We start from the raw sequence: 23,846 nt of genomic DNA, 5'->3' as shown, positions 1-23,846 counted from the left end.
ACCCGATTTTCTCAGTAAACTGTAAGCCCGGTTATATAGAAGAGGGCGTGAGTTTGTTCATCTGCAATCACCGGATACGTGTACTTTGATCCATATCAATTATGGCCAGAGTACTGTCACGTTGGTGAACACTTTCAATGTCTATATATTAAGAGAATGAGAGAACCGAACTGCAGAGGTGGTACTGAGATCGAGACGAGTGGAGAGTACGTAAAGCAAGTGAACAACAAGTAAAAATCATGCGGACTAAAAGACTACCAAAGCAATGAGCGAGTCTCGTGGAGTTTGTATTGGTACCCCAAAAAAAAGACTCTTTCGTTTCAAGTTGATGCTGAATAAACTATTTCATTGAAAGTTACAACTGATTTTATCATTTTTTTGCGTTGTATCTGGTTATGTAATCGCACTTTTTTTCCTTAATCCGGCCAGGTCTTCCAGGAAATCAGCGAAATTCAGGCATAAAACTCCACAAACTTTTCCGCGTCGCGGCTCTCGGTCAAGGCGCTGATGCGAGCGCTTCCTCAGAGGGGAAGGCTGTACAGATCAATGCCTTACACACCTTCCCTCGCCAGTATCCGCTCAGCGACTCGTTGATATCGACCTATTCGGGGCTTGCTCCCTATGATCGCTCACATCCCTACCGCAAACATGGATTCAAGATCATGCCGGGAGAATGCCTGAAAGGCGAGCATTGTCTCTGTTTTATGAATACCTTCGATTTCGACCAGTTTTTGGGTCACCAGAGCGGAGAGGTCATCGTTGGTCTTGACGCGTGCCAGGGCAACCAGATCATAGCTCCCGCTTACCGAATAGACTTCGGAAATCCCCGGGGTCTTTTGCAGTTTTTCAGCGATCGTATTGATTGCCTTGCGTTCTGCGTTGATAAGGATAATCGATGTGACCATGGAATATTCCTCCCTTTTATTTTACTCAGTGTCAGATCAGAGCGGAACTGTTCTACACGAATGCTTTTGGATTTCAAGGCAATGAGTATCCTGAGCCTGCAGCGCCAGCAAGGCATTGTCTGTTGCCCCTGACCAAACGTATTTGGCCATTCCGCTCCTGGGCTCCAGGTTCAGGATTGTCTCTTCCGTGAGCACTTGTGTGTCTTGAATGATGAAATGTTTCAATCAAGGCCAGGTAAGGGCCAGACTCCTCTGGATGAACAGAAAAAGCAAATATTCAAAATCTCAATTTACTCGTAGCCGATGCATTCAGCCGGACAAGATCCAATTGCCTCCTCTATGCAGTCCTCATCAAACTCTTCCTCTGACTCAATGACATAGGCTTTTCCCTCATCGATGTCAAATCCGAAGATTTCAGGGCATATTTCCACGCAGGCCTCGCAGCCCATGCATTCTTTTTGATCGATTCTTACTTCTTGCGACATACTCAACCTCAAACTGAGAAAAAAAGAGGTGCTGCCGTATGGTGCGGCCAGCGTTGATATACTCATGACACGCAAGGGGTCCAGGCCGTCTCCCTTGGTATCTTGCCGACCGTTTACAACTTTGCAGTGTTCAGGTCAATGGTCAATTTATACTCGGATGGGTCATCTCCCTGTTTCACAGTAAAGCCAAGCTTTTTCCCGAGTTCTACCATGTACTTGTTTTCCGCTAACACCGTCCCCCAGACGATTTCCATTCCACGCTCTTGGGCGATGCGCAGGCATTGAAGCAGCAATTTGGCACCAATGCCTTTTCCATGCCAAGGGTCACCGATAAGCACGGAAAATTCCCCACGTCTTCCATCCGGTTCACCTAATATATTGGCTACCCCCAGCATGCGCTCTTTTCCCATATTTTCATCGAGGCCAACAAAAGAAATTTCTCGATCGTAATCTATCTGGGTAAAGCGAGCCAAAATTTCAGGTGACAGGGATTTTACCACAGAGAAAAATCTGTAGTAGATGCTGGTTGGTGTTAAAGTGTCAAACAGTTCCTCGAAGAGAGGGGCATCTTCGGGTTTAATAGGCCGGATAAAGAGCGGCCACTGCATGTCGGTGAGATCATGCCGCTCTAAATGCTGGGGATAGGCGCTTATCACCAGGTGGGGCGCATTGGAGTTCTCAACCCGCTGCAGCATGATTCGCGCATCAACTGCATAGGGCTTACCATCTTTGATCAGGATGGGGTTGACGTCCATCTCAACAATTTCAGGAAAGTCAATAATCAGCTGGGAGAGCTGCATCAACAGTTCTTCGATTTTTTCCAGTTCGACCGGAGTGCTGTTGCGAAATCCTTGCAAGAGAGGCATGATCTGGGTTTCTTCTATCATGCGACGGGCAAGCAACCTGTTCAAGGGGGGCAGGCCAAGGGTTTTATCATCGACCAATTCCGCTAAAACGCCACCGGAACCGAAGCACAGCACCGGGCCAAAGTTGTCGTCCTGTTTCGCTCCCATGAAAAGTTCAAAATCAGCTCCAGCAATAAAGGGCTGCAGACTTACCCCATCGATTCGCGCCTCAGGATTAAACTGCTTGGCGCCCTCCATAATAGCAGTGAAAGCCCTGTGGATATCATCGTCGTTCCGCAAATCCAGGTGGATGCCGTTGGCGTCTGATTTATGGGCAATATCAGGGGAGAGCAGCTTCATCACCAGCGGGCCTTCAATTGCATTGGCCTTCTCCACCGCCTCTTCAACTGTGGTCGCAAGCACAGAGGGACAGGTCGGAATGCCGTAGGCTTCCAGCACTTTTTTGCTTTTTAATTCATTGAGCAGGTCGACTTCCTGTTCGAAAGATTCATAGATGGTCCGAAAGACCTGGTCTCGGTTAAAGTAGAGTTCATTGGAGAGTTTCGGTGGTACCTGGGAGAGGAGTTCATGATTGCGGCTGTACTCCCACATGTACATAAAGGCACGTACCGCACGTTCGGGGGTCTCATAGGTGGGGATGTCCGCCTCATCTAAGATTTTGATGGCTTCCACCATGCGTTTACCGCCCATCCAGCAGGCAAAGATTGGAATACGTTTCCGCTTGGCTATCTGTGTCAGGGTTTTGGCCACCTCTTCAGGGGGGGTAAGATCCTGAGGCACCATAATGACGAGCAAACCATCGAATTCCCGCGTGGAGAGGCAGATATCAAGGGCCTTGGCATACCGGTCTACAGTGGCGTTACCAAGAATATCGATAGGGTTGGAACGACTCCAGTACGGAGGCAGCAGGTCATTGAGCTGGGCGCAGATTTCATCGGGAATAGGAGCCGGATCAAGGCCGTATTCGGACAGCGTATCGGTTGCCATCACCCCTGGGCCACCACCGTTGGTGAGGATAGCCAGTCGTGTTCCTGCGGGGCGGGGCTGCTTGGCCATCAGCTCTGCACAGTCAAAGAGTCTGGCCAGGGAGGGGACACGAACAATTCCTGCCCGCTTAAAGGCGGCATCGTAGACCGCATCTTCACCAGCCATGGCCCCTATATGGGTGGAGGCAGCCTTGGCTCCAGCCTCGCTGCGGCCAGACTTCAGGACAATAATGGGTTTGATGCGAGAGACCGAACGCGCCGCTGAGATGAATTTACGGGGGTTGGTCAGGTTTTCCATATAGAGCAGGATCGCGCGGACTGAGCCATCGTTGCCAAGGTAGTCAATCAGATCGCCAAAATCGACATCAAGCATGGAGCCGATCGAAACAAAGTGACTGAAACCCAGGTGGCCTGCGGCTGCGCGATCAAGGATAGCCGCACAGATAGCACCACTTTGCGAGATGACCGCCAGGTTCCCTGTGGCGGGCATGCCACCGGCAAAGGTCGCGTTAACAAAGGTGGCTGGATGCATCGCTCCCATGCAGTTGGGACCGATAATGCGCATGCCTGAGCCTTCGGCCGCCCCCTCTATCTGTTCTTCAATCAGCGCCCCTTCTTCCCCCAACTCCTTGCCACCGGCGGCAATGATGATCACGCCTTTAACCCCGGCGATGACACATTGACGTACAATGTCAGGAGCGGTGGCAATGGGGGTGGCAATAATAGCCATCTCAGGCGGTGGGTTGATATGAACGACAGATCCGTAGGATTTTAAATCACGCACCGTTTCATGATTTGGATTGACCGGGATGATTGTCCCGGGAAATCCTCCCTGGATCAGGTTATCCATGAGAGCGGAGCCAATGGCGTTGGGTTTATCATTGGCACCGATAACGGCGATACTTTCCGGGTTAAAGAATTGTTCCATGAAGTGTGGTATCCCCTGTTTGGGTTAGTGACTGATCTTTTCCCCCGTTTGAATACAGGGAATCTTGAATATTGACCTTGATTGAAAAATCTAATTATTCAAGACACCCTACAGCATGTGTACAATACGCTCCCCTCTGCTTCCGCTGTTTTCTGTGTGACGGTCCTTGTATGCAAGGAGCTTGTGAAGATGGTTGGAAAACAACAAGAAGGAGGGAACTGACATCTGTCGATGTCCCTGCGTGATTGTACATGGTGCCCCCAGCAATTGCCCAAAAAGCCCGAGGCTGCCATCACCTACTCTTTCCGAGCAGATTTGACAAGTATATTACCATGACTAGAGAGGTGGGAAAAACAAATAAAACGAAGAAAAACGGATTTGTTATCCCTTTTTAGCTCATCGGTTTTAAAAGTTCTTTGAGGAGGGCGATAAGCTGTTCCAACGTATAGGGTTTACGGATAAAACCAGCGAGTCCCTTTTGGGTCAGGCTGCCGAAATCAGCCTCGCGGGTATACCCTGAGGCGATCACGATTTTAGCTTGCGGCTTTATTTCTTTTAAGAGCCGGAAGCATTCGTTCCCATCCATAACAGGCATCACCATATCCAGTAAAATGAGGTCGATTTCCTGTGTATGCTCATGGTAATACTCGACTCCTTTTTTCCCATTTTCCGCCTCGTGAACAGTATACCCGAGTTCCTCAAGCATAAAACGTACGGCAAGACGGATAACAGGTTCATCGTCGATGACAAGAATATCGCCAGCTCCTGAAAATAGCTGGTCGTCGGCGGGGGCGTCCTCTGGCTCCTGAACCTCATGCAGGGGGAAAAGCAGCGTAAAGGTTGTGCCTTTTCCCCAGGTGCTGTCCACCAAAATCTCTCCACTATGTTGCTGCATAGTGCCGTAGACTGCAGCAAGTCCCAGTCCCGTCCCCTGTTCTTCGTTTTTGGTGGTAAAAAATGGTTCAAAGATACGTTTTAAATGCTCCTCTTTTATTCCGGTTCCCGTGTCTTCAATCTCAACCTTTACATACTGGCCAGGTAGCAAAGAAAAAGGGCTGAGCTCACAGTAGAGGGGATCAAGTGTACGTATGCTCGTGCGATAGGTGATGGAGCCCCCAGCCGACATGGCCTGCCCGGCATTGATGCCTAAATTCATCAGGGCACTTTGCAGTTGGCCGCCGTCACCAAGAACCTCGGTGGGGGAGGAGGTGAGGTCATAGCTGATAATAATTCGTTTATCCAGGGTCCGCCTGAGGATTTCGACAGTCTCGCGTATCATCTGGCCAAGGCTCACAGGGGCCAGGGCAATATGCTCTTTACGCGCAAAGGCCAGAAGGTTACGAATCAATTCACCGGAACGCTGCGCAGCGACGCGAATATTTTGGATAAGCGGTTGTTCTTGCTCACCAAGCCGGAGCTGCAACGTGTCGGCGGCACCAAGAATTCCTCCAAGCATATTGTTGAAATCGTGGGCCATCCCACCTGCCAAATGACCAATAGCATCCATCTTTTGACTCTGTCTGAGCCGTTTCTCCATCTCAACTCGTTCTGAGATGTCATCGATTCGTAAAACAGCTCCCTTCATTCCATGACTCAGGAGAGGATAGATCGTCAGCTCGTTAAAACGGGTTGTCCCATCTGCGGAGACGAAGCTAGTAGGTATGACACAGGGTTTATTGATGGCAAGGCTCTGGGCAAGGTCGCTCAGATATTTTTCCATCTCCGGGTAGGCTTCGGCAAGCGGACGCATCTCAACCTGATTGCGCGGTAATCCGGTCAAGTCTTCAGCCGTCTTATTCCACAGGGTAATGTGGAGTTGTGCGTCAACCCCAATGATAATTGAAGGCATGGAATCAATAGTGCTTTCAACAAGGGTGCGGCTGTTGCGGTTTTCCTCTTCAGAGTGTGCCAGTTGCCTGTTACTTGTCTTCAGCTTATCAATCATTTGAATAAGCTGGGTAGTCAAGCGGGCAAAAGCATTTCCTAATACGTTTATCTCATTGATGTTATGCTTTTGCCACCGAAACCTGATCTTTTCTTCGTCAAAGTCCTTGATCCCCTGCTCAAGTTCAATCAGCGGGGAGGTGAGTTGACGACTTAAACGGAAAAAGAGAAAAAAGAGGAGCAGACCGGCGCCTGCAATCATCATCAAGGTGATATTACGAACGGGTTGAAAGGGTTCGTTAATTTCTTCATGGTATCCCGTGGCAACAAGGTACCAGTTAAAATCTTCCAACCGTTCGATGAATGCATACTTGGAGCGTGGCTTTAAGTCAGAAGGATTCTTCCATTCGTAGGTAAGGTAGCCGTTTTTGCTTTCCTTGAGTCGGTTAAAGATGACACTGACCTGGTCCTGGAAGGTCTCGCTGTTGCGGAATTTGTAAAGTTGTGGATGCAGCAGTAATTTACCCTTTTGATCAAAGAGAGCAAAGTAACCTGTCCGGTTGATCCGCATAGGGGCTAAAAGATGGGTGAGATCCTGAATGTTGACCAGGTCAACAAACTCGTCGCGGTAGGAAGAGGAGCCAATAATCCAGTGCCAGGGTTTAAACTCCCGGACAAAGGCGGCCTTTTTTCTCTCGCTGTCGTCTTCGGGGTTTTTCCAGGAGTACTCCAGGTAGCCGTTCTTGACAGTATCCCACTGGCCGCATCCTTGGGTATGGGTGCAGTCCAAGCCCTGCTGATACGGATGCAGCCTAAGATAGAGCCGCCCTTCTTTGCGCAGAACTGCCACCGGGTATCCACTGGAACCAACTTTTTGCTCACTGAAGTGTTGAGCAACCGCGTTTTTCGCCTGCTCTTCCGTTAATTTTCCTGAGAGATATTCCTGATAGCGGGCATGAATATATTCCAGGTTATGTTCGGTTATTCCTCGGAGGTAATTGTTGATAGCTGTGCTCAGTTGAACCTGTACCGCACGATACATCGATTTTTCAGTTTTACGGATTTCCTGAAGGGCTGTCTCGCTGAGAATACGATGAATCAAAGTGTAATTGAACGCAAAAATAGCAGCGAGTACCAAAAGGACAAAGGGGCCCAAAGATATGGCTATTTTTGTTTGCAGTTTCATGAATACCCAATTTAAGGTGGAACAGATGTTTCCTAAACAGATGTTTCATTGTAGGGGGGTTGGGTGGGGGAATAAAGCCCGAATAAGAATTTTTAAAATATTTTTCACCGGCCACCCTTTTCGCTCTCTTTTTTTTTGGTAATGCTGGCTTTATGAAGTAAAAGGAATTATTCGTATATTTTATCAAGAAACCAGTTCAAAGGAGGATCTGTATGATTGAATCATTGTATGCCTTCCTGGGTAATGTCGGTTTTCATCATCCCTTGCACCCTGCGCTCACCCATATTCCCATGGGAATGGTCATGGGGTGTTTCTTTTTCAGCCTTTTTGCCTATTACGGTAAAAAAGATATTTTTCTGAAAACAAGCTTTCATTGCGCGGTCCTTGCTTTAATTTTTATCATCCCCACAATTCTTGCCGGTCTTCTCGACTGGCAACATCTCTATGCCGGACGCTATCTTCCCTACATAGTAGTGAAGATGGTTTTAGCCTTCGTGCTCACCGGATTGCTTGTGTACTCAGTGATATTGCACAGAAAAAATACCGGTGCGAAAAAACTTTTCATTGTCTATTGCCTTTGCCTCGTCTCTGCCGTCGGGCTCGGATTTTCCGGTGGTCAACTGGTGTATGGTGGCTGATGCCTCTTTGAAGCGCATCGGCTCATTTTTTCATTCTCTCTATCTAAAGGAGATGTGTATGTCTTTTCGTCGTGGAGTCGTTTCTACGTTTGGTCTGCTTTCGTGTTCTTTGTTGTTAGCCGGCTCCCTTTATGCCGGAACTTACCAGCATTCGCTGACTATCGATACTATGAGCTTGGATTGGAGCGTGAATAGCGACACCTTGGCCGTCAAGGTTGCTGCTCCAACGACGGGTTGGGTTGGAGTTGGCTTTAATCCGTCAGATATGATGAAAGATGCCAACATTATCATCGGTTATGTAAAGGATGGTAAGGTCAAGATTTCCGATGATTTTGGTACTGGAGTAACCTCACATGCGCCCGATGAGCGAAGGGGGGGCAGTTCCAATGTGACGGTTGTCGGGGGGAGCGAGGTTGGTAAAACCACCACTCTTGAATTTACCATCCCATTGAAGAGCGGTGATGCGAAAGACGGGATGATCGACCCTGCGGCAGAGACCAAGGTCATGTTGGCTTACGGACCGGATCGCGATTCGATGCGGATGAAACACGTGTATGATAAGATTGTGACCATCAACCTGAGTACAGGTACTATGAAATAAGGGGTCGTTTGTCCGTGTTCAACAGACCAATACCGATACTGCTCGTCTTGTTGCTGGGCTTTATCTGGACCCTACCCGCGGGAGGGGAAGAAGATTCCCCTTTCCACGGGCAACAGGCGGCTGTTTCAGGAATTGACCAGCTGCAAGCGCCCCGAGACTGGGTTGAGGAGAAAACCGGCGCGTATCTTCCCCTGGATTCTTTTTTTTACGATGAAGAGGGAAGGCGGGTTCGTCTTGGTCAACTCATTGATCGACCAACCCTGTTGCTGCCCGTCTATTACACCTGCCCCTCTATCTGCTCCTTTGACCAGGCGAACCTGGCCGACACGATACGTCGCCTAAGCAAAAAAGGTGTGCACGGTTTTCATGTGTTGAGCTTGAGCTTTGATGAAGAGGAAACCCCAGAGATAGCGCGGCAAGCTAAACCCAATTACACGCATTTGTTTCAGGATGACTTTCCTGAGGAGAACTGGACCTTTCTTACGGGAGACAAGGGCAATATCCGTCGGGTGACCGATGCTATCGGCTATAGGTTCGCCCGCCAGTCTGATGGAGTGTTTCTTCATCCATCAGCTCTCGTGGCCGTTGCAAAAGATGGGCAGATCATTAAATATGTCTATGGTGCTTTTATACCCGGCGATGTTGAGCTTGCCTTGAAAGAAGCTGCCGAAGGCCGTCCTTCGACATCGATTCGACGTCTCCTGGCCTTTTGTTTTCCGGCAAACCCGCGGCAAAACGCTCTTGTCTTCAAGATTCTCAAGGTTGCTTCCGGTGTCGTGCTTGTTGGTGGTGGCATCTGGTTGTTTCGCCTCTTGCGCAAAAAAAAATCTTCTTAAATTTCTTTCTTGTACGCTATGGCCAATCCACCTTCATTTTATGAGACTCCCGCACCGCCCGGTCTGAAAGGTATCAAGGCCTGGCTTCTGACTCATGATCATAAACGACTGGGGCTCATGTATCTCTGGGCTATCCTGTTCTGGTTTGTGATCGCCCTCTGTGTAGGTTTTCTTCTTCGCATAGAACTTGCGACCATGGGGCCAACGATCATGTCGGCCAGAGTCTACAACTCTGCCTTCACCCTCCATGGGGTGATCATGATTTTTCTGTTCATCATTCCGGCGATCCCTGCAATCTTTGGTAACTTTTTTCTTCCTATTCAGCTGGGAACCGACGATGTCTTTTTTCCACGCTTGAACCTGCTCTCCTGGTATCTGTACATGCTTGGAGGCATGCTGGCCATTGTTTCGCTTTTCAGTAGCGGCGGCTTTCCCGACACAGGTTGGACCTTCTATGTTCCCTTCAGTGTGGGGACAAAACATAATGTCCCCATGACTGTTTTTGCCGCCTTTATCCTCGGCATGTCATCTATGCTCACAGGGCTGAATTTTATCACCACCGTGCATCGTAAACGGGACCCGAAGATGGGGTGGATGCAGATACCGCTCTTTACCTGGTCTCTCTATGCAACAGCCTGGGTGCAGCTCCTCGCCACCCCGGTTATTTCCATCACCCTGCTGTTGGTGATTGTTGAGCGGGTCTTTCAGGTGGGCCTTTTCGATCCCGCCAAGGGGGGCGATCCCATCCTCTATCAGCACCTGTTCTGGATGTATTCCCATCCTGCCGTCTATGTCATGATCCTGCCGGGCATGGGCGTTATCTCCGAGGTTATCCCCACCTTTTCCCGTAAGGCTATCTTTGGCTATAAGGCGATAGTTGTTTCTTCCATGGGAATCGCCATTGCCGGTTCTCTGGTCTGGGCACACCACATGTACACCAGCGGTATGAGTGACACGGCTGTCTTTGTGTTTTCTCTGCTGACCTTTCTGGTGGCCATCCCCACCGCGGTTAAGGTGTTTTCCTGGGTATCGACGCTGTATAAGGCTTCAATCGAGATGACTCCCCCTTTGCTGTTGTCGCTTGTTTTTATCTATCTCTTTTCCGTCGGTGGCCTCACCGGTTTGGTTCTTGGAGCTGCCGGCCCGGATATTCATGTACATGATACCCATTTTGTGGTTGCCCATTTTCACTTCACCATGTTTGGAGGTACCGGTTTTGCTTTTTTTGCTGCCCTCCATTACTGGTGGCCAAAGATGTTTGGTATCCTCTACAACTTTCGCGTGGCGTATATCGCAACTACACTGACCACCGTCGGTTTTATGTTTCATTACGTGCCCATGTTCATTCTTGGGCTTCAGGGGATGCCGAGACGGTATTACGACTATCTTCCCCAATATGCTCAGGGAAACATGCTGGCTGCTGTGGGCGGGGTTTTACTCTTTTTCGGAGTGATGCTCATGCTGGCCAACCTGATGTTGAGCTTTCGGCAGCGGAAAACGGCATCTGCCAACCCTTGGGGAGGCTGTACCCTGGAATGGACCGTTCCTTCGCCTCCTCCTTTGCATAACTTTGTCACCGAGCCGGTTATAAAAGACTATCCGTATGATTTTTCTGATGTGATCGCTCAAATCGAAACCGAGGCCAAGGTGGAACAAGGTAAACCTGATTGACTGTAGACTGGAAAACACTATGAAACACCAGGACGATCAAACTGGTATTCGCATCGGGATGTGGCTGTTTCTTTACACCGAGATCATCCTTTTTGGAGGCCTTTTTGTTCTTTATGCAGTGTATTTTCACGATTACCCCAAAGAATTTGCCGAGGGCGGCAAGGAACTCAACCGGATTATCGGTTCGCTCAACACCTGCATTCTTTTGATCTCAAGTTTCACGGTGGCGGCCTCAATAACAGCGATTCGCCAGGAATGCAAACGCTTGAGCCTTGCTTTGCTGGCCATCTCTTTTGGCTGCGGGCTTCTGTTTCTGATCAATAAATATTTTGAATGGGGCCATAAATTCGCCCATGGCATTTATCCCAATGCTCCGGAGCTTATCAATGGCCCACCAGGGCGCAATATATTTTTTGGTCTCTATTACGTCATAACCGGGTTACACGGACTGCATGTCATTATTGGAATGACTCTGCTTGCAATCAGTTTTGTTCTGATCTGGCAAAATTCGGTTACAGGACAACGCTATGCGTTTCTTGAAAACTCGGGCCTGTACTGGCACCTGGTGGATCTTATCTGGATTTTTGTTTTTCCCTTGTTTTATTTAGTGCTCTAAACCAAGGGGAGGAGGGGATAATGAAAGAAAACGAGCAACATATACTCTCATATAAAACCCTGGCTTTGGTGCTTGCCGCTCTTCTGGTTCTCACAGGGCTGACCATCGGTGTCAGCTATGTCCATATGGGGATTTTAAACGTTCCCATCGCCTTGGCCATTGCCAGTACCAAGGTATCTTTTGTCCTGCTCTATTTCATGCATCTGAAATTTGAAGGCAGGGCAATCAAGATTTCCTTTCTCTGCACCATCTGCTTTCTGGCTATCATGATCAGCTTTACCTTTTGGGATGTGGCATACAGATAATGACGGGAGAAGGTCATCTGATGACAAATGTAAAAGGAACAATGCACTGCGTGTAAAGTATAGTATGAGAAGTTATTACCTGAAGGGCATCATGAATAATTGCTTTTTCTACCAATCTCGGCGTCACGCGAAAAATTTTATCCCCGGAATATCTTGTATATGCCTGCGGTAAAATTTTTCGCAATCCTTGATCTTGATTGAAAAATCTATTTATTCAAGACACCCTGAAGCATGACGATGACAATAATCAAGGGATATTCGCATGAATCCAGTTGTTGGTGTAGATCAGGCATTTTGGTACATTCTCGTTGTTTCCGCTGTTCTGCTTACCCTGATTACCGTTGTCATGATCTATTTTGTGATTCGGTACCGCCGTAGCCGGCATCCGTTGGCTGCTGATATTCGCGATAACTGGAAGCTGGAATTGGCTTGGACAATCATTCCCACGCTCATAGCCCTGTCCATGTTTGTCGTTGGCTGGAAATCGTATACAGGGTTGCGTTCCGTTCCTGCTGGAACCGTCGAGGTGGAGGTGTACGCCCAGATGTTTTCCTGGATCTTTGTCTACGACAACGACAAGGAATCGGAAAACCTGTTGGTTGTTCCGGAGAATACACCAATTAAACTGAACATCGAATCAATCGATGTTATCCACAGTTTTTACCTGCCTGCTTTTCGAGTAAAAGCCGATGCCGTCAAAAATTATCCCACCTATGTCTGGTTTCAAACACAGGGGCCTGGAGAATTCGACATTTTATGCGCCGAATACTGTGGCCTTGATCATTCTCAAATGTTGGGCAAATTGAAAGTTGTACCACAGGCCGAATATGAAGCCTGGCTTGAGGAGTATTAAAACTTTTGTCGCCTCAGGCCGTGGTTGTGTTGAAGCCTTTTTTCTCCAAAGTTGGGGCCACTTTCCAACTAACAAAAACCCTGTTGTGCCTGCCGATTGGCTGTGCAGCCGGATTTGGATATGTACTCCATAAACCTGTTCTGGAGTGGGCGCTGTTGTGGAGTTGTCTGGGCGTTTTTGGGCTCGCTTGTGGAGGCGCTGCTGTCAACAGCCTCCAGGAGATTGAAACAGATCGTCAGTATGCGCGAACATGCCGGCGGCCTCTGGTTACAGGAACATTGCAACCATGGGAGGCCCGTCTTTTAGGATTTTTTTGCATTCTTCCAGGAATAGGGGTGCTCTGGTGGGGAACTGGAGGGATAGTTCCGCCTCTATTGGGACTGCTTGCTCTTGGATCGTACAACCTGGTCTACACCCCACTCAAGCAAAGATCTCCCTTTGCCCTGCTTCCAGGCGCAGTAGCCGGGGCCCTTCCACCGGTCATTGGATGGACGGCTGCTGGAGGATCATTTTTTAGTCTTGGTTCCTGGTTATTGTTTGCTCTCTATTTCCTTTGGCAGATCCCCCATTTTTTTCTGATTTTTTTTCGGCATCAAGAGGACTACCGACAAGTTGGGTATCCCTCGTTGATTCAACACCTCTCATCAGAGGGTTGTACACGGATTTTCTTTGTCTGGATTGCTGCACTTATCACTGCGGTCCTGGCCTTTATCGTAGAAATGCCACAGTTGAAATTTACCAGTAAGATTATACTGTTGGGATTTTGTGCAGGGCTGGTATTTTTGGGAGTATTCGCTTGGATTGTAAGGAGGGAAAGCGGGGGGATTGGTCGAGGACTGACTGTCTTTAATGCCAGTTTTTTTCTCTCCATCTCTTTGGTTATGGCGCTACAACTGTACTGAGGAGTGGTGATGCGAAAGAAAAGAAATGTGTATTCACTGCTGCGTCACTTAGTCCGTGCCAACGGTAAGCGCGTCGATGCGTCTGCGAATTGAGTGAAGGCGGTTTTCCGATTTGTAGCCTTCTCCGGCACTGTATGATTTTGTCGGGGTGGGGGGCGTCGAGTGAGCCAGATCTGGCCGTCCTTTGCTGATCTGTTCCAGGATATGTTTCTGCACCTGATTGTATTTTTGCAACATCTGTTGGATTTCGGTCGGGTTCCCCTTCAGTGAGTAGGCCAGGGCAGGGGAGATGTTGCCGATGACTTTGATGGAATTCACAAAGACTGGAATACCGTCTTCTTGTTCGACAATACGGCGGATTCCCTGGTGCAGGCTGTTTTTATCCGAATAATTTCGTTCAATTGTATCGCTATGCCAGATATCAGCTGGGGTGCGTTCTCTAGCCAGTCCGACAATGGAACCGGTGGTCATGCCCAGAGAAAAATCCGAGACGATTTCACGAAAATTTTTGGCAAATTCCACATCGAGCAGCTGAATAATTCGTTTTTGGACTGGATCATGAAAGACAATGCCAAAGTTGCCTGAATCTTTTTTCAGCTGAGCTAAAAGGGTAATGTACGAATTGTAGATGTTAAAAATATCATTGATTTTGACCAGATTAGGGTTCATCAATGCTCTTCCATTGCCTGCCTACCTGAGGCCTGCTCGAATATCATAAAGGTCCACTTTGTGGTTGAGGTCTAAGAATGTGATAGCACAAAGCAAGAGCGAGGACAAGGCTGGAACCCTTGAAAATAGGGGGATGAGCAAAAAAACTTCTGTCCGAATGTGATTGTCTCTAGTTCGGTATGCCGGAACTCTGGCAGGGAGAGTTCTTTTTTTACTCCTTACGCTTTTTCAATTCATCCATATACTCGTCCCACTCAACAGGCAGGGCGTTTTTTTTCTTGGTGTTACACTCTTTACAACAGGGGACAAGGTTATCTTTCGTGGAGCGACCGCCGCGGGCAAGTGGAATAACATGGTCCATGGTCAGGTTGTGAAATCCAACCTTTTCTCCACAATACCAGCAGGTGCCACTTGCAGTTTTCTGTTGCCACCACCGGGTTTTCCGCAGCTCTCGAGCCTTTTTCCGCTCCTTTTTCAAGACACCTTCATCCATTGTCCCCATGTCGAAAAAGTTATCCATTGCTCGTTACCCCGTCGTTAAGAATGTGGCGGACAAGTCCAACCAGATAGAGTGAACCAGCTACACAGACCAGATCATCTTCATTTGCCTCCTCAAGAGCAAACTGCAAGGCTCTAGCAGCTGGCTCAAGGCAACAGGCTTTGGTTTGAACCGGTTCTGGCAGACGGGCAAAAAGGGATTCAGCTGGGGCTGAACGCTGGTACTCTGCCCGAGTGAGAATGACGCTGTCTGCGCAGGCAAGGATACGTTCAAAGGCTGGAGCCATAACCTTGTCGGCCATGTTCCCCCAAACAAGAATCAGTCGGTTACGTGGGTATCCCTGGCTCAGAGATTCGGCGAGTTGCATGACCCCCGCCTCATTATGGGCGCCATCAAAGAGAACCTGAATCTTCTTTCCCCGATATAAATGAGAAACAAGCTCCATGCGTCCTGGCCATACAACCTGTGCAAGCCCTGTCCGAATCTGATCGATTGTAAGAGGGAAGTGGGCGGTGAGCACGTCCAGACCAGCAAGCGCCAGGCTGGCATTCACCACCTGATGGGCTCCGGCAAGGGATAGGGAATAGCGCTGTCTGGTACCACAGAGGGAGGTATATTCAATTCCCCCATCACAGGCCTCTCCAAAAAAGTCCTTCCCCAGAAGGTAGAGCCTGCTTTGCTGCTGTTTACTTTGTGTACTGATTGTTGGCAGAGCTGCCCTGTCGCGTCCGGAAAAGACAACCGGAACCCCCGGTTTTATGATACCGGCCTTTTCATAGGCAATTTTTTCTATGGTATCGCCGAGGTACTGTTCATGGTCCAGACTGATATCGGTGAGAATGCTGAGCAGTGGGGTAACCACGTTGGTGGCATCCAGGCGACCTCCCATCCCGGTCTCAAGAATGACCAGATCGGCCTTCTGTCGAGCAAACCAGAGTAGCACGATAATGGTGGTAAGTTCGAAATAGGTGGGGTGCGTCCGGTCGTGCAGGAAAAGGTCGAGACTGTTGATGATATCAGTGAATTCATCACGCGGGATCCATTGCGTTCCAAGGCAAAATCGCTCACGTACAGAGACCAGGTGGGGGGATGAGTAGAACCCTGTACGGTACCCTCCCTGGCTCAAACAGGAGAGGAGTGTTGCCCCCACCGAGCCTTTACCGTTTGTTCCGGCAAGATGAATAATCGGGTACTGATCCTGAGGATTGCCCAGTTCCGCTAAGAGTTCGCGCGTCGTTGCAAGCCCAAGTTTGATGCTAAAAAATTGATGCTGATTCAGCCAGTCACAGGCCTGTTGATAGTTCATACAACCAATCTGTTCTCTGCCTGGAGACAAAGAAACCGTCTTTATCTCCACGGTGGGGATGAATTACTCGGAGAGGACTTCAAGTTTTGCGTAGTCAAGATGCAGGATCTTCGGTCCGTGACGGTCAAAATGGACCTCAACGCGACGAGGTCCGGGAATGGCAACAATATGGCCACAGCCAAAAAACGCGTGGCTAACTTTCATCCCCTCTTTATAGGTGACCCGCGCTGATTTTTTACAATCTGAAGAGGGGAGCCCCATGTTTTCATCGCGACCTGGACGCGAAGAAATCGGACCTGGTGCAGAGCGAGCGGGTTCTTTGGTATTGTACAGTCCAGAACTCACCTCACGCAGAAAAGGTGTAAGATTGGCCCGAATGGTTTTACGGTCGGCGGTGGTCATTTCCCGCGGATAGGTCAAAAAGAGCTGTTTGCGAGCTCTTGTACAAGCCACGTAGAGCAGCCGCCGTTCTTCTTCAAACTGCTCGCCAGGCACTGCGTTTTGGTGGGGAAAGCGGCCTTCTGCCAAACCGATGACAAAAACCGTATCCCATTCAAGCCCCTTTGCGGAGTGGATGGTGGAAAGTATAAGCTTTTCGGAAGTATCTTCAGGCTGTTCCCCTGTGCTGCTGACGTCAGGCGGGTCTAAGGCTGTATCATCGACAAAGGACTGCAGGTCGCCGTAGCCTGACATCAGCACCTTGAACTGATCCAGATCGCGTCGTCGTTTGGGGTAATCGTCGTAATAAATTTTTTCAAAAATTGGCTCATAATATCCCATGGCCAGGTCAAACTGGTCCGAGGGGGACTGTCCAGGTTGTACGAGTTTGACCAGCATGGCGTTGAGTCGTTTAAACTGCTCTTTCCAGGCTGCAGCAGGGCGATAACTTGCCAGGGCCTGGACTGGATCATCAACATCGCGCAGGGTTGCAAGAATTTTGTTGGCGGTCTTGGGCCCCACCTTTTCCAGCTGTAAGAGAATACGGTTCCAGCTGAGATTGTCCCAGGGATTGATGACGATACGAAAAAAAGCGAGCAGGTCTTTGATGTGGGCGGATTCTGTAAGTTTGAGGCCACCGCGTTTATCAAAGTCAAAATTATGTCCCGAGAGTTCGATCTCGAGTTTATAGGAATGAAACCCGGAACGAAAAAGGACGGCGATCTCACCCAAGGGGGTGCCTGCCTCCTGGAGTTTCTTTATCTCCTTGGCTATAAAGCGGGCTTCAGCCGCCTCGTTGGTTGCGATAATGAGCTGCGGCCGAACACCACCGGTAATGCTGGTAAACAGGGTTTTAGTGAATTTTTGCTCAGCGCTGGCTATCACCGCATTGGTCAGCTGGAGGATAGGCTCAGTTGAGCGGTAATTCTCTTCCAGTTTAACAATCTTGGCACCAGGAAACTGCTCGGGAAAGCGCATGATGTTGTAAAAATCCGCCCCCCTGAAGCTATAGATCGATTGGGCATCATCACCGACCACCATCACGTTATTGTGGCGATGGGCAAGCAGCCGCACGATGTCGGCCTGGAGCTGATTGGTATCCTGATACTCATCGACGAGAATGTACTGAAACCGATCAGAGAGTTGAGTGCGGGCTTCCTCTGATTCCACAAGCAGCTTCTTGAGAAAAACGAGCAGGTCGTCATAATCCATCAAGCCGTGGTCAAGCTTAAACTGACGGTAATGATCAGCAATTGTATAAAAATCGTTGATAAATTCAGTGAGATGAATCTGCTCCTGGTACACGAGGTTTTCAATGGAGTTGGCTTTATTGATCGCGCCACTGATAAGATTCATCACTACGCGTTTGGAAGGAAAACGTTTGCCGGCGCCGGCCATACCGAGGGAGGATTTGAGCAGGTTAATAATACCTTCGGCATCCCCTCGGTCAATGATGGTGAAATTTGAACCAATATCTATATGGTGACCAAAGCGACGCAGTAAAATATTGGCAGTGGCATGAAAGGTCCCCCCCATCACTCGACGACAGGATCCTGAAGTTAATTCACCGGCACGGTGCAGCATTTCCTGGGCGGCGCGGCGAGTAAAGGTCAAGAGGAGGATGGATTCTGGAGCAATACCCTGTTCGATAAGATAGGCCATACGATAGACCAGAGTGCGGGTTTTGCCGGAACCTGCTCCGGCAATGACCAGGATAGGGCCATCCCCATGGGTGGCAGCTGTGTACTGGGCAGGATTGAGGACCTCGGGGGTGACTGCACTCTCTGCAGGTTCTGATCCGATTTCGGGCGGCGTTTCAATGTCGTTAAAGAGATGGCGTTGCATGAGCGGGTATCTACCATAGTGGACGAGGTGCTGCAATGATGTTGACATGGAACAGGGAGAATGATTAAGTTTGCCGCCATACCAGTATTCTCGTGCAGAGAAAATGTGGAACACATGGAAACTATAGAGAATTTTCCCTGTAGAGGCTTTACCTATAACAACAGGGGGAATATCGCCAATTATTTGACGTTTACCTGGAGTAACAGATGGAACCTGCTCAGATTTATACCACGGAAACCCTTGCAACCCTTTTTCCTGCGGAGAGGACCAATGACTTTTTTGATGCGCTTTTTGGTGATGCCGATGAGGGGGCCTACGATATAACCTTGGGTTATGAAGGCTATGATGCCTCAAGTAAAATCCTGGGCTTTGTGCTCAACTTGCATGAGCGGCCCGGTCGTTGTCTTGCATGTAACCTCACCCACGGATTGCCCGAGGTTTTCAAGAGACATCCGATTATCAATGTCAAAGGGTTGGTTGACGAGGCTGTTAAACTTTTAGGTGAGAGCGCCTCCTGTGCAGACTGGCAGCTTGGTCGCACCATCCAAAAAGAGAAATCCATGCATTGCATTCCCCTGCAGATTAAGGTTGAAGGTGTTTGATTGGCAACAGTGACGGGGCGGCCGATTTACGAGACACTCGTAAAAAAAACATAAAAAAAAGCCGTTTCCTAAGAAACGGCTTTTTTTTTGGAAACAGCTAAAACTTATTTTTTTGAACCTGACGAAGGCAGTGTAACTTCAGGGTGTCTTGAAAAGCAATGATTCAAGATTCCCTTAATTGACAGCCACCTGTGCCCGCCCGTTAGTCTTTGCCTGATACAAAATATCATCGGCTCGTTCCAGCCATACGCCCAAATCCATTTGATTGCCCCATTCGGAAAGCCCGATACTCACGGCCAACTTTCCGCTGCTGGTTTCAATGTTTAGGTCTTCTACGGCGAGGCAGAGGCGTTCGGCGAGATAGCGGGCATCCTGCAGAGAGGTGTCGGGCAGGACCAAGAAAAATTCATCGCCCCCCATGCGCACCAATAGATCAGTCAACCGGATCTGGTTCTTCAGGACCTCCGCCACCTGCTTCAGGACCTTATCACCTACAAGGTGGCCCATGGTGTCGTTCACTGCCTTAAAGTGATCAAGATCCAGAGCCGCAAGGGTGAGGGGGTGACCATGGCGTTTAGCCTGCTCGATAATAGAGCCGATCCGCTCTTCAAAGACATATCGGTTGGGTAAGCCGGTAAGCATATCCTTACGAGCCTGGGCGAAGATCTCTTCATACTCCAGAGCGCGCTTTAGCGGATCAGCAAGAATCAAAAGCGATTCTTCTATAAAATCAAGATCATCGCTATTGAGAGGCTTTCCTTTGCGCAGCATAACCAGCACGCCACAGCAATCGGAGGAGTCAATGATCCAGCGATGAACGTGGAATCCATCAACCGTTGAGGGGCATTTTCCTGCATCGGTGTCGGTGTTGAGGAGTTCCTGGGCCAACTGAATGGCCTGACGTCTTTGTGGGCCATGGTAGGAACAGAACATGTGCATCCGATCTCTACAGGCGTTATTGTAGCCTATGAGTTCATGGCCAATAAACTCCATCAACCAGATCGAGTAGGCCTCAATCATGGAAGGCAGATCCAGTATGCCCGCCATTCGTTGGTAAAGTGTATTGATTTTTCGAAGCTTTTCTGACTGGTGCCGATAGTGGCTTAGCTCAGTGAGCAGGTTTTCCATATTTGATGGAAGCTGAGGAGGTCTCTGCTCTGATAAAGCTTTTTGGTCCATGGCATTTTTACGCATTACAGAAGTCCCGAAGTTGATGTCTCGTTTATTGCCGTCCAATTTGGGCTGAAAGCATTGGGCGAGAAGGAATTCACGATTCACTTTGCGAAATTCATGCCTAACAAAGTTAAAATTTTTTTTCTTCGTGAAAAGAAGATGTTAAATTTTTGATACTGGATTTATACCATCCATGCAAGCAATAATTTGAATCTGTTGTCATTTTTCCGACATCTCGAGATGAATGGCAATATCTAAAGGTATTTTATGGATTTGATACACAATCTAGCCCAGCTGTTTCTGGTCGGTTTTCGCGGGGTCACTCTCTCGAATGACAATTGGCTGACAACCGCACTCAGGGAAAATCCCCCCGGTGGGGTCCTCCTTTTTGATCGTAATGTCGATGGGAGTGTACAAAATATTGAATCACCTGCCCAGTTGGCCAAATTAACGACAGCGCTGCAGGAACGAAGCATCACTCCGCTCCTTATTGCCATTGATCAGGAAGGAGGAATGGTGAGTCGGTTGAAAGAACGTGATGGTTTTTCTCCTTCCTTCTCTGCAACTGATTTGGCCAACAAAGGGGTAGGGGCAACTGAAAAAGCAGCCATCAGCTGCGCTGTCCAGCTTGCCGCAATGGGAGTGAATCTGAATTTTGCACCGGTGGTCGACCTGGATTTAAACCTGGAAAATCCGATAATTAGCCGCTACAAAAGAAGCTATGGACCGAATGTCGCCCAGGTAGTCGCCCATGCTCGTGCGGTCATCAAAGCCCACCATGACCATCATGTTCACTGCTGCCTGAAGCACTTTCCAGGACACGGTTCAGCAGGAGGCGATTCCCATCTGGGGTTCGTGGATGTTTCTGCCTGCTGGCAAGAGCTTGAGTTGGCCCCCTATCGTCAACTTATCGACGGTGGGTACACTGACGGAATTATGACAGCCCATCTGGTGAACCAGGTGCTGGACCCCAAACGGCTGCCGGCAACGCTTTCGCCTCGTATCATTGATGGGCTGCTGCGCCAGAAGCTTGGGTTTGGCGGGGTGGTGCTGAGTGATGATTTGCAGATGCGAGCTATTTCACAGGGGTGGAGGCTGGAGGAGGCTGTGCAATTGTCCTTTCTTGCCGGGGTTGATATGTTGGTTATCGGAAATAATCTTACCCCGCAGGAGGACGCTCTCTCTCGGGGCATTGAGGCGATCCGCGCCCTACTTGACAGCGGTCGCATAGATTACAATCGTGTAGATGTTTCCCTCTCGCGCATAGCACAGATGAAATCGACCTGGACGAGTACAATCAATGGAATATAATCAGCAACCGACTCACTCCATCGTGATCGGTTACCTGGCCTGGATTTTTGGTTTTTTTGGCGCCCATCGTTTTTATTACGGGAAATCGCTTTCCGGCACCATTTATTTTTTAACGCTGGGGATCTTTTTTATTGGCTGGATTGTGGATCTATTTCTTATTCCCATGATGGATCGTGAGGCAGATCTCCGTTATGAACCAGGCCCTATCGACTATAACGTCGCCTGGTTACTGCTTGTCTTTCTTGGGTTGTTTGGAGTGCATCGTTTCTATCTGGGCAAAATTGGTACCGGCATCCTCTATCTGCTGACCCTCGGGTTTTTTGGCCTCGGTTATATTTATGATCTCTGGACGTTAAATGACCAGATCACTCTGATCAATAGCCGTTACACCCGTCACAGCACTGGCAGGTAAAAAAAGATAAACGAGCACCTGAATCCGTGACGGCGTGTGAAACTGAAGAAACTGAACAATACACGAATTTGTTTAAAAATTTTTGCTCCTTTAAAGGGATACGTTGTTCAGTGCCCCTCCGCCGTCACGGATTCAGGGAGCATTTCAAGGTTTGGGTCGAGTAAACACCAGAAGATGTTCTTTGGAGAGTTCCGGGCGGTAACTATAGCCGCCAGCCCTGAATTGAAGGAGAGCCTCAGGGGCGGTAATTTGATTGGAGAGGAGGTAGCGAACCATCAAGCCCCGGGCCCGTTTGGCGTATACAGCGACGGATTTGAGTCTGCCCCCATCATCTTCCTTGAACTGAATATCGACAAAGGGACAGATAAGGTTTTTTTTATCCACTACCTTGGAGTATTCGACAGAGGCAAGGTTAAAGAGTGCCTCACTCCTGTTTTGCCTCATTGTCGCGTTGAGGTGCTGGGTTACAGCATCCTTCCAGAAGGGGTAGAGTGTCGGGCCAGCCTCGCTTGCCAGCTTGTACCCCATCTCAAGACGGTGGGGCGCTATCAGATCATAGGGACGAAGGAGCCCATACATGCCAGAAAGAATGCGAAGATGAGCCTGACCAAATTCACGGGCATCTGATGGTAGAGAATCAGGCTCAAGACTTTTATACGCCTCACCGCTATAGGATATAAGAGCTGGTTTTCGTTTCGCAGTGGGAAATGAAGCAATTTTGGGAAGGGTTTCCTCACAAAGGGTATCGCTGATTCCCATGAGCAATTGCAACTTTGCTGGTGAAAGGGAAGTGAGCAGTTGGTTAAGATACAGTGCCTTTTCTTGAAAAACGGGCTCAGTTGGAGTGAAATCCAAAGCTGTGGGGCTGAAATTCTGGCCCTTGGAAGAGGTAAAAAGAATCATGATGAAAGATGTGCAATCCGTCTATTGGTGAACTGGGTGCCATTTTTTATATCGGCGAATAATCAGGGGCAGCAGAGCACCTGGTTTCCCCCGGCAGATTTTGCCTGCATCAGGCAACGACTGGCAATGAGCAACAGGTCCTCGACCTGGCTATTGCGGCTGGAATGATCTGGAGCAAAGCCGGCGACCCCAAAACTTGCGGTACAACTCACTTGGTGCCCATCGAGAAAGCATCCCTTGTGGGAAATCTGTTCCTGCAACCGTCCGGCAACCTGGCCTGCACCGCGAATGGAAGTTTCGGGAAGGACTATCAGGAACTCGTCTTCACCCCAGCGGGTAATAGTGTCAATGTCTCGGCGAATATTTTGCATAGTTATATTGGCAAAACCAGTGAGTATCTGATCGCCTATGCGGTGACCAAACGATTCGTTCACCCCCTTGAGCCCGTCGATATCGCTGAGGATGACCGAGAGGTGGTGGCCATAGCGAATAGAGCGTTTCAGCTCTTTTCGTAAATAATCCTCAAGGGTCAGGCGGGAATAGCAACCGGTGAGCGGGTCGACAAGGCTCAGTTTGCTCATACGCTCCCACAGGTCTTCTTCCTGATGAATGAGAGAGTATTGGTGGGCTGCGTCTAAAAAAATCCGAGCCAGCACATCCCCGGGTGTGGACTCAGGGACGACCCGAAAAAGAGAACGGCGGTTGGCCCACTGTAAGGGGGCGAGGAGCTGATCATCAGGGGCCAAGAGAAGAGGGACGGCCTGCGAAAGAGTAACCGCCTGGCTGAGAAAGGCCTGGCCCGTCATATCTCCCAATTCCGTTGCTACAAGTACGGCCGCCCAGTTGGAAGAAAGCGCAAGTCGTGCCAGTCCTTCCTTGCCATCTGCTGCGGTAACAAGATCAAATTTGATTGCATACTCCGCCGGCAGCTCAGCACGCTGCAACTGGCTGTTCACGATTAAAATTTGGTGACGCATCCCTTCTCTCCATCGTCTCGGGGGGTGGTTATGCTTTTTCTCGTGTCTG

The 23,846-nt window shown here is 49.1% G+C and carries 22 protein-coding genes; 11 read left to right on the top strand and 11 right to left on the bottom strand.

Annotated features, from left to right (window positions below; translation table 11 throughout):
- Positions 1 to 629 precede the first annotated feature (629 nt).
- From JWJ90_RS05000 to JWJ90_RS04985, 4 genes are all read right to left on the bottom strand, one after another.
- Complete coding sequence (locus tag JWJ90_RS05000) at positions 630 to 905, bottom strand: Lrp/AsnC family transcriptional regulator (protein ID WP_205226101.1); 276 nt, start codon at positions 903 to 905, stop codon at positions 630 to 632.
- Between the two features lie 290 nt (positions 906 to 1,195).
- The gene (locus JWJ90_RS04995; RefSeq protein WP_205226100.1) at positions 1,196 to 1,390 is read right to left on the bottom strand and encodes a ferredoxin; all 195 of its coding nucleotides are present in this window, start codon (positions 1,388 to 1,390) and stop codon (positions 1,196 to 1,198) included.
- Positions 1,391 to 1,503: 113 nt separating this feature from the next.
- Complete coding sequence (locus JWJ90_RS04990) at positions 1,504 to 4,170, bottom strand: bifunctional acetate--CoA ligase family protein/GNAT family N-acetyltransferase (RefSeq protein ID WP_205226099.1); 2,667 nt, start codon at positions 4,168 to 4,170, stop codon at positions 1,504 to 1,506.
- Between the two features lie 391 nt (positions 4,171 to 4,561).
- Entirely contained in the window at positions 4,562 to 7,240 is a 2,679-nt protein-coding gene (locus tag JWJ90_RS04985; protein ID WP_205226098.1) for a cache domain-containing protein, read from the bottom strand.
- Between the two features lie 212 nt (positions 7,241 to 7,452).
- Between JWJ90_RS04985 and JWJ90_RS04980 the strand changes: the two genes are divergently transcribed.
- The 8 genes from JWJ90_RS04980 to JWJ90_RS04945 all read left to right on the top strand — a co-directional run bounded on the left by JWJ90_RS04980 (position 7,453) and on the right by JWJ90_RS04945 (position 13,662).
- Positions 7,453 to 7,878 carry a DUF2231 domain-containing protein gene (locus JWJ90_RS04980; protein WP_205226097.1) on the top strand — a complete coding sequence of 142 codons (426 nt, stop codon included), beginning with the start codon at positions 7,453 to 7,455 and terminating at the stop codon, positions 7,876 to 7,878.
- A 58-nt stretch (positions 7,879 to 7,936) separates the two neighbouring features.
- Entirely contained in the window at positions 7,937 to 8,479 is a 543-nt protein-coding gene (locus JWJ90_RS04975) for a DOMON domain-containing protein (protein ID WP_205226096.1), read from the top strand.
- A 14-nt stretch (positions 8,480 to 8,493) separates the two neighbouring features.
- The gene (locus JWJ90_RS04970; protein ID WP_205226095.1) at positions 8,494 to 9,315 is read left to right on the top strand and encodes an SCO family protein; all 822 of its coding nucleotides are present in this window, start codon (positions 8,494 to 8,496) and stop codon (positions 9,313 to 9,315) included.
- An 18-nt stretch (positions 9,316 to 9,333) separates the two neighbouring features.
- A complete protein-coding gene (locus JWJ90_RS04965; protein WP_205226094.1) occupies positions 9,334 to 10,986 on the top strand; it encodes a cytochrome c oxidase subunit I in 1,653 nt (550 codons plus the stop codon).
- 19 nt (positions 10,987 to 11,005) lie between these two features.
- Positions 11,006 to 11,602 (top strand): cytochrome c oxidase subunit 3 family protein, encoded by a 597-nt coding sequence (locus JWJ90_RS04960; RefSeq protein WP_205226093.1) that lies wholly within the window; start codon positions 11,006 to 11,008, stop codon positions 11,600 to 11,602.
- 20 nt (positions 11,603 to 11,622) lie between these two features.
- Positions 11,623 to 11,907, top strand: a complete 285-nt coding sequence (locus JWJ90_RS04955; RefSeq protein WP_205226092.1) for a cytochrome C oxidase subunit IV family protein — start codon at positions 11,623 to 11,625, stop codon at positions 11,905 to 11,907.
- Between the two features lie 262 nt (positions 11,908 to 12,169).
- Positions 12,170 to 12,760 carry a cytochrome c oxidase subunit II gene (gene coxB / locus JWJ90_RS04950; protein ID WP_205226091.1) on the top strand — a complete coding sequence of 197 codons (591 nt, stop codon included), beginning with the start codon at positions 12,170 to 12,172 and terminating at the stop codon, positions 12,758 to 12,760.
- A gap of 5 nt (positions 12,761 to 12,765) precedes the next feature.
- Entirely contained in the window at positions 12,766 to 13,662 is an 897-nt protein-coding gene (locus JWJ90_RS04945; protein ID WP_205226090.1) for a protoheme IX farnesyltransferase, read from the top strand.
- Positions 13,663 to 13,710: 48 nt separating this feature from the next.
- Here the strand turns inward: JWJ90_RS04945 and JWJ90_RS04940 are convergent, their stop codons facing one another.
- The 4 genes from JWJ90_RS04940 to JWJ90_RS04925 form a co-directional block, all read right to left on the bottom strand.
- A complete protein-coding gene (locus JWJ90_RS04940) occupies positions 13,711 to 14,331 on the bottom strand; it encodes a hypothetical protein (protein ID WP_205226089.1) in 621 nt (206 codons plus the stop codon).
- Positions 14,332 to 14,542: 211 nt separating this feature from the next.
- Complete coding sequence (locus JWJ90_RS04935) at positions 14,543 to 14,851, bottom strand: HNH endonuclease (protein ID WP_205226088.1); 309 nt, start codon at positions 14,849 to 14,851, stop codon at positions 14,543 to 14,545.
- Positions 14,844 to 16,136: a bifunctional folylpolyglutamate synthase/dihydrofolate synthase gene (locus JWJ90_RS04930; protein ID WP_205226087.1), complete on the bottom strand. Its 1,293-nt coding sequence runs from the start codon at positions 16,134 to 16,136 to the stop codon at positions 14,844 to 14,846. Before JWJ90_RS04930 ends, JWJ90_RS04935 begins: the two co-directional genes overlap by 8 nt.
- Before the next feature lie 63 nt (positions 16,137 to 16,199).
- The gene (locus JWJ90_RS04925) at positions 16,200 to 18,419 is read right to left on the bottom strand and encodes an ATP-dependent helicase (RefSeq protein ID WP_205226086.1); all 2,220 of its coding nucleotides are present in this window, start codon (positions 18,417 to 18,419) and stop codon (positions 16,200 to 16,202) included.
- A 206-nt stretch (positions 18,420 to 18,625) separates the two neighbouring features.
- Here JWJ90_RS04925 and JWJ90_RS04920 point away from each other — a divergent pair, with 206 nt between their 5' ends.
- Positions 18,626 to 19,021, top strand: a complete 396-nt coding sequence (locus JWJ90_RS04920; RefSeq protein WP_205226085.1) for a pancreas/duodenum homeobox protein 1 — start codon at positions 18,626 to 18,628, stop codon at positions 19,019 to 19,021.
- Positions 19,022 to 19,195: 174 nt separating this feature from the next.
- Here the strand turns inward: JWJ90_RS04920 and JWJ90_RS04915 are convergent, their stop codons facing one another.
- Complete coding sequence (locus JWJ90_RS04915) at positions 19,196 to 20,215, bottom strand: GGDEF domain-containing protein (protein WP_240194749.1); 1,020 nt, start codon at positions 20,213 to 20,215, stop codon at positions 19,196 to 19,198.
- Positions 20,216 to 20,461: 246 nt separating this feature from the next.
- Here JWJ90_RS04915 and JWJ90_RS04910 point away from each other — a divergent pair, with 246 nt between their 5' ends.
- Both JWJ90_RS04910 and JWJ90_RS04905 read left to right on the top strand, forming a co-directional pair.
- Complete coding sequence (locus JWJ90_RS04910; protein WP_205226084.1) at positions 20,462 to 21,505, top strand: glycoside hydrolase family 3 protein; 1,044 nt, start codon at positions 20,462 to 20,464, stop codon at positions 21,503 to 21,505.
- The gene (locus tag JWJ90_RS04905) at positions 21,495 to 21,917 is read left to right on the top strand and encodes an NINE protein (protein ID WP_205226083.1); all 423 of its coding nucleotides are present in this window, start codon (positions 21,495 to 21,497) and stop codon (positions 21,915 to 21,917) included. Before JWJ90_RS04910 ends, JWJ90_RS04905 begins: the two co-directional genes overlap by 11 nt.
- A 144-nt stretch (positions 21,918 to 22,061) precedes the next feature.
- On the opposite strand, the gene JWJ90_RS04900 is transcribed toward JWJ90_RS04905, so the two are convergent.
- On the bottom strand, positions 22,062 to 22,820 hold the full coding sequence (locus JWJ90_RS04900) for a YaaA family protein (RefSeq protein WP_205226082.1): 759 nt from the start codon (positions 22,818 to 22,820) through the stop codon (positions 22,062 to 22,064).
- 62 nt (positions 22,821 to 22,882) lie between these two features.
- Positions 22,883 to 23,797, bottom strand: a complete 915-nt coding sequence (locus tag JWJ90_RS04895) for a GGDEF domain-containing protein (protein WP_205226081.1) — start codon at positions 23,795 to 23,797, stop codon at positions 22,883 to 22,885.
- Positions 23,798 to 23,846 lie beyond the last annotated feature (49 nt).

The sequence above is a fragment of the Desulfobulbus rhabdoformis genome (genome assembly GCF_016919065.1).
Lineage (GTDB): Bacteria > Desulfobacterota > Desulfobulbia > Desulfobulbales > Desulfobulbaceae > Desulfobulbus > Desulfobulbus rhabdoformis.
The sequence above is the reverse complement of the archived record's forward strand: the minus strand, read 5'-3'. Positions and strand labels throughout refer to the sequence as shown.

Bases quoted from the DNA above. Each gene is read 5' to 3' on its own strand.
- JWJ90_RS05000 (WP_205226101.1), bottom strand. From the start codon at position 905: ATGGTCACATCGATTATCCTTATCAACGCAGAACGCAAGGCAATCAAT.
- JWJ90_RS04995 (WP_205226100.1), bottom strand. From the start codon at position 1,390: ATGTCGCAAGAAGTAAGAATCGATCAAAAAGAATGCATGGGCTGCGAG.
- JWJ90_RS04990 (WP_205226099.1), bottom strand. From the start codon at position 4,170: ATGGAACAATTCTTTAACCCGGAAAGTATCGCCGTTATCGGTGCCAAT.
- JWJ90_RS04985 (WP_205226098.1), bottom strand. From the start codon at position 7,240: ATGAAACTGCAAACAAAAATAGCCATATCTTTGGGCCCCTTTGTCCTT.
- JWJ90_RS04980 (WP_205226097.1), top strand. From the start codon at position 7,453: ATGATTGAATCATTGTATGCCTTCCTGGGTAATGTCGGTTTTCATCAT.
- JWJ90_RS04975 (WP_205226096.1), top strand. From the start codon at position 7,937: ATGTCTTTTCGTCGTGGAGTCGTTTCTACGTTTGGTCTGCTTTCGTGT.
- JWJ90_RS04965 (WP_205226094.1), top strand. From the start codon at position 9,334: ATGGCCAATCCACCTTCATTTTATGAGACTCCCGCACCGCCCGGTCTG.
- JWJ90_RS04960 (WP_205226093.1), top strand. From the start codon at position 11,006: ATGAAACACCAGGACGATCAAACTGGTATTCGCATCGGGATGTGGCTG.
- JWJ90_RS04955 (WP_205226092.1), top strand. From the start codon at position 11,623: ATGAAAGAAAACGAGCAACATATACTCTCATATAAAACCCTGGCTTTG.
- coxB (WP_205226091.1), top strand. From the start codon at position 12,170: ATGAATCCAGTTGTTGGTGTAGATCAGGCATTTTGGTACATTCTCGTT.
- JWJ90_RS04940 (WP_205226089.1), bottom strand. From the start codon at position 14,331: ATGAACCCTAATCTGGTCAAAATCAATGATATTTTTAACATCTACAAT.
- JWJ90_RS04935 (WP_205226088.1), bottom strand. From the start codon at position 14,851: ATGGATAACTTTTTCGACATGGGGACAATGGATGAAGGTGTCTTGAAA.
- JWJ90_RS04930 (WP_205226087.1), bottom strand. From the start codon at position 16,136: ATGAACTATCAACAGGCCTGTGACTGGCTGAATCAGCATCAATTTTTT.
- JWJ90_RS04925 (WP_205226086.1), bottom strand. From the start codon at position 18,419: ATGCAACGCCATCTCTTTAACGACATTGAAACGCCGCCCGAAATCGGA.
- JWJ90_RS04920 (WP_205226085.1), top strand. From the start codon at position 18,626: ATGGAACCTGCTCAGATTTATACCACGGAAACCCTTGCAACCCTTTTT.
- JWJ90_RS04915 (WP_240194749.1), bottom strand. From the start codon at position 20,215: ATGCGTAAAAATGCCATGGACCAAAAAGCTTTATCAGAGCAGAGACCT.
- JWJ90_RS04910 (WP_205226084.1), top strand. From the start codon at position 20,462: ATGGATTTGATACACAATCTAGCCCAGCTGTTTCTGGTCGGTTTTCGC.
- JWJ90_RS04905 (WP_205226083.1), top strand. From the start codon at position 21,495: ATGGAATATAATCAGCAACCGACTCACTCCATCGTGATCGGTTACCTG.
- JWJ90_RS04900 (WP_205226082.1), bottom strand. From the start codon at position 22,820: ATGATTCTTTTTACCTCTTCCAAGGGCCAGAATTTCAGCCCCACAGCT.
- JWJ90_RS04895 (WP_205226081.1), bottom strand. From the start codon at position 23,797: ATGCGTCACCAAATTTTAATCGTGAACAGCCAGTTGCAGCGTGCTGAG.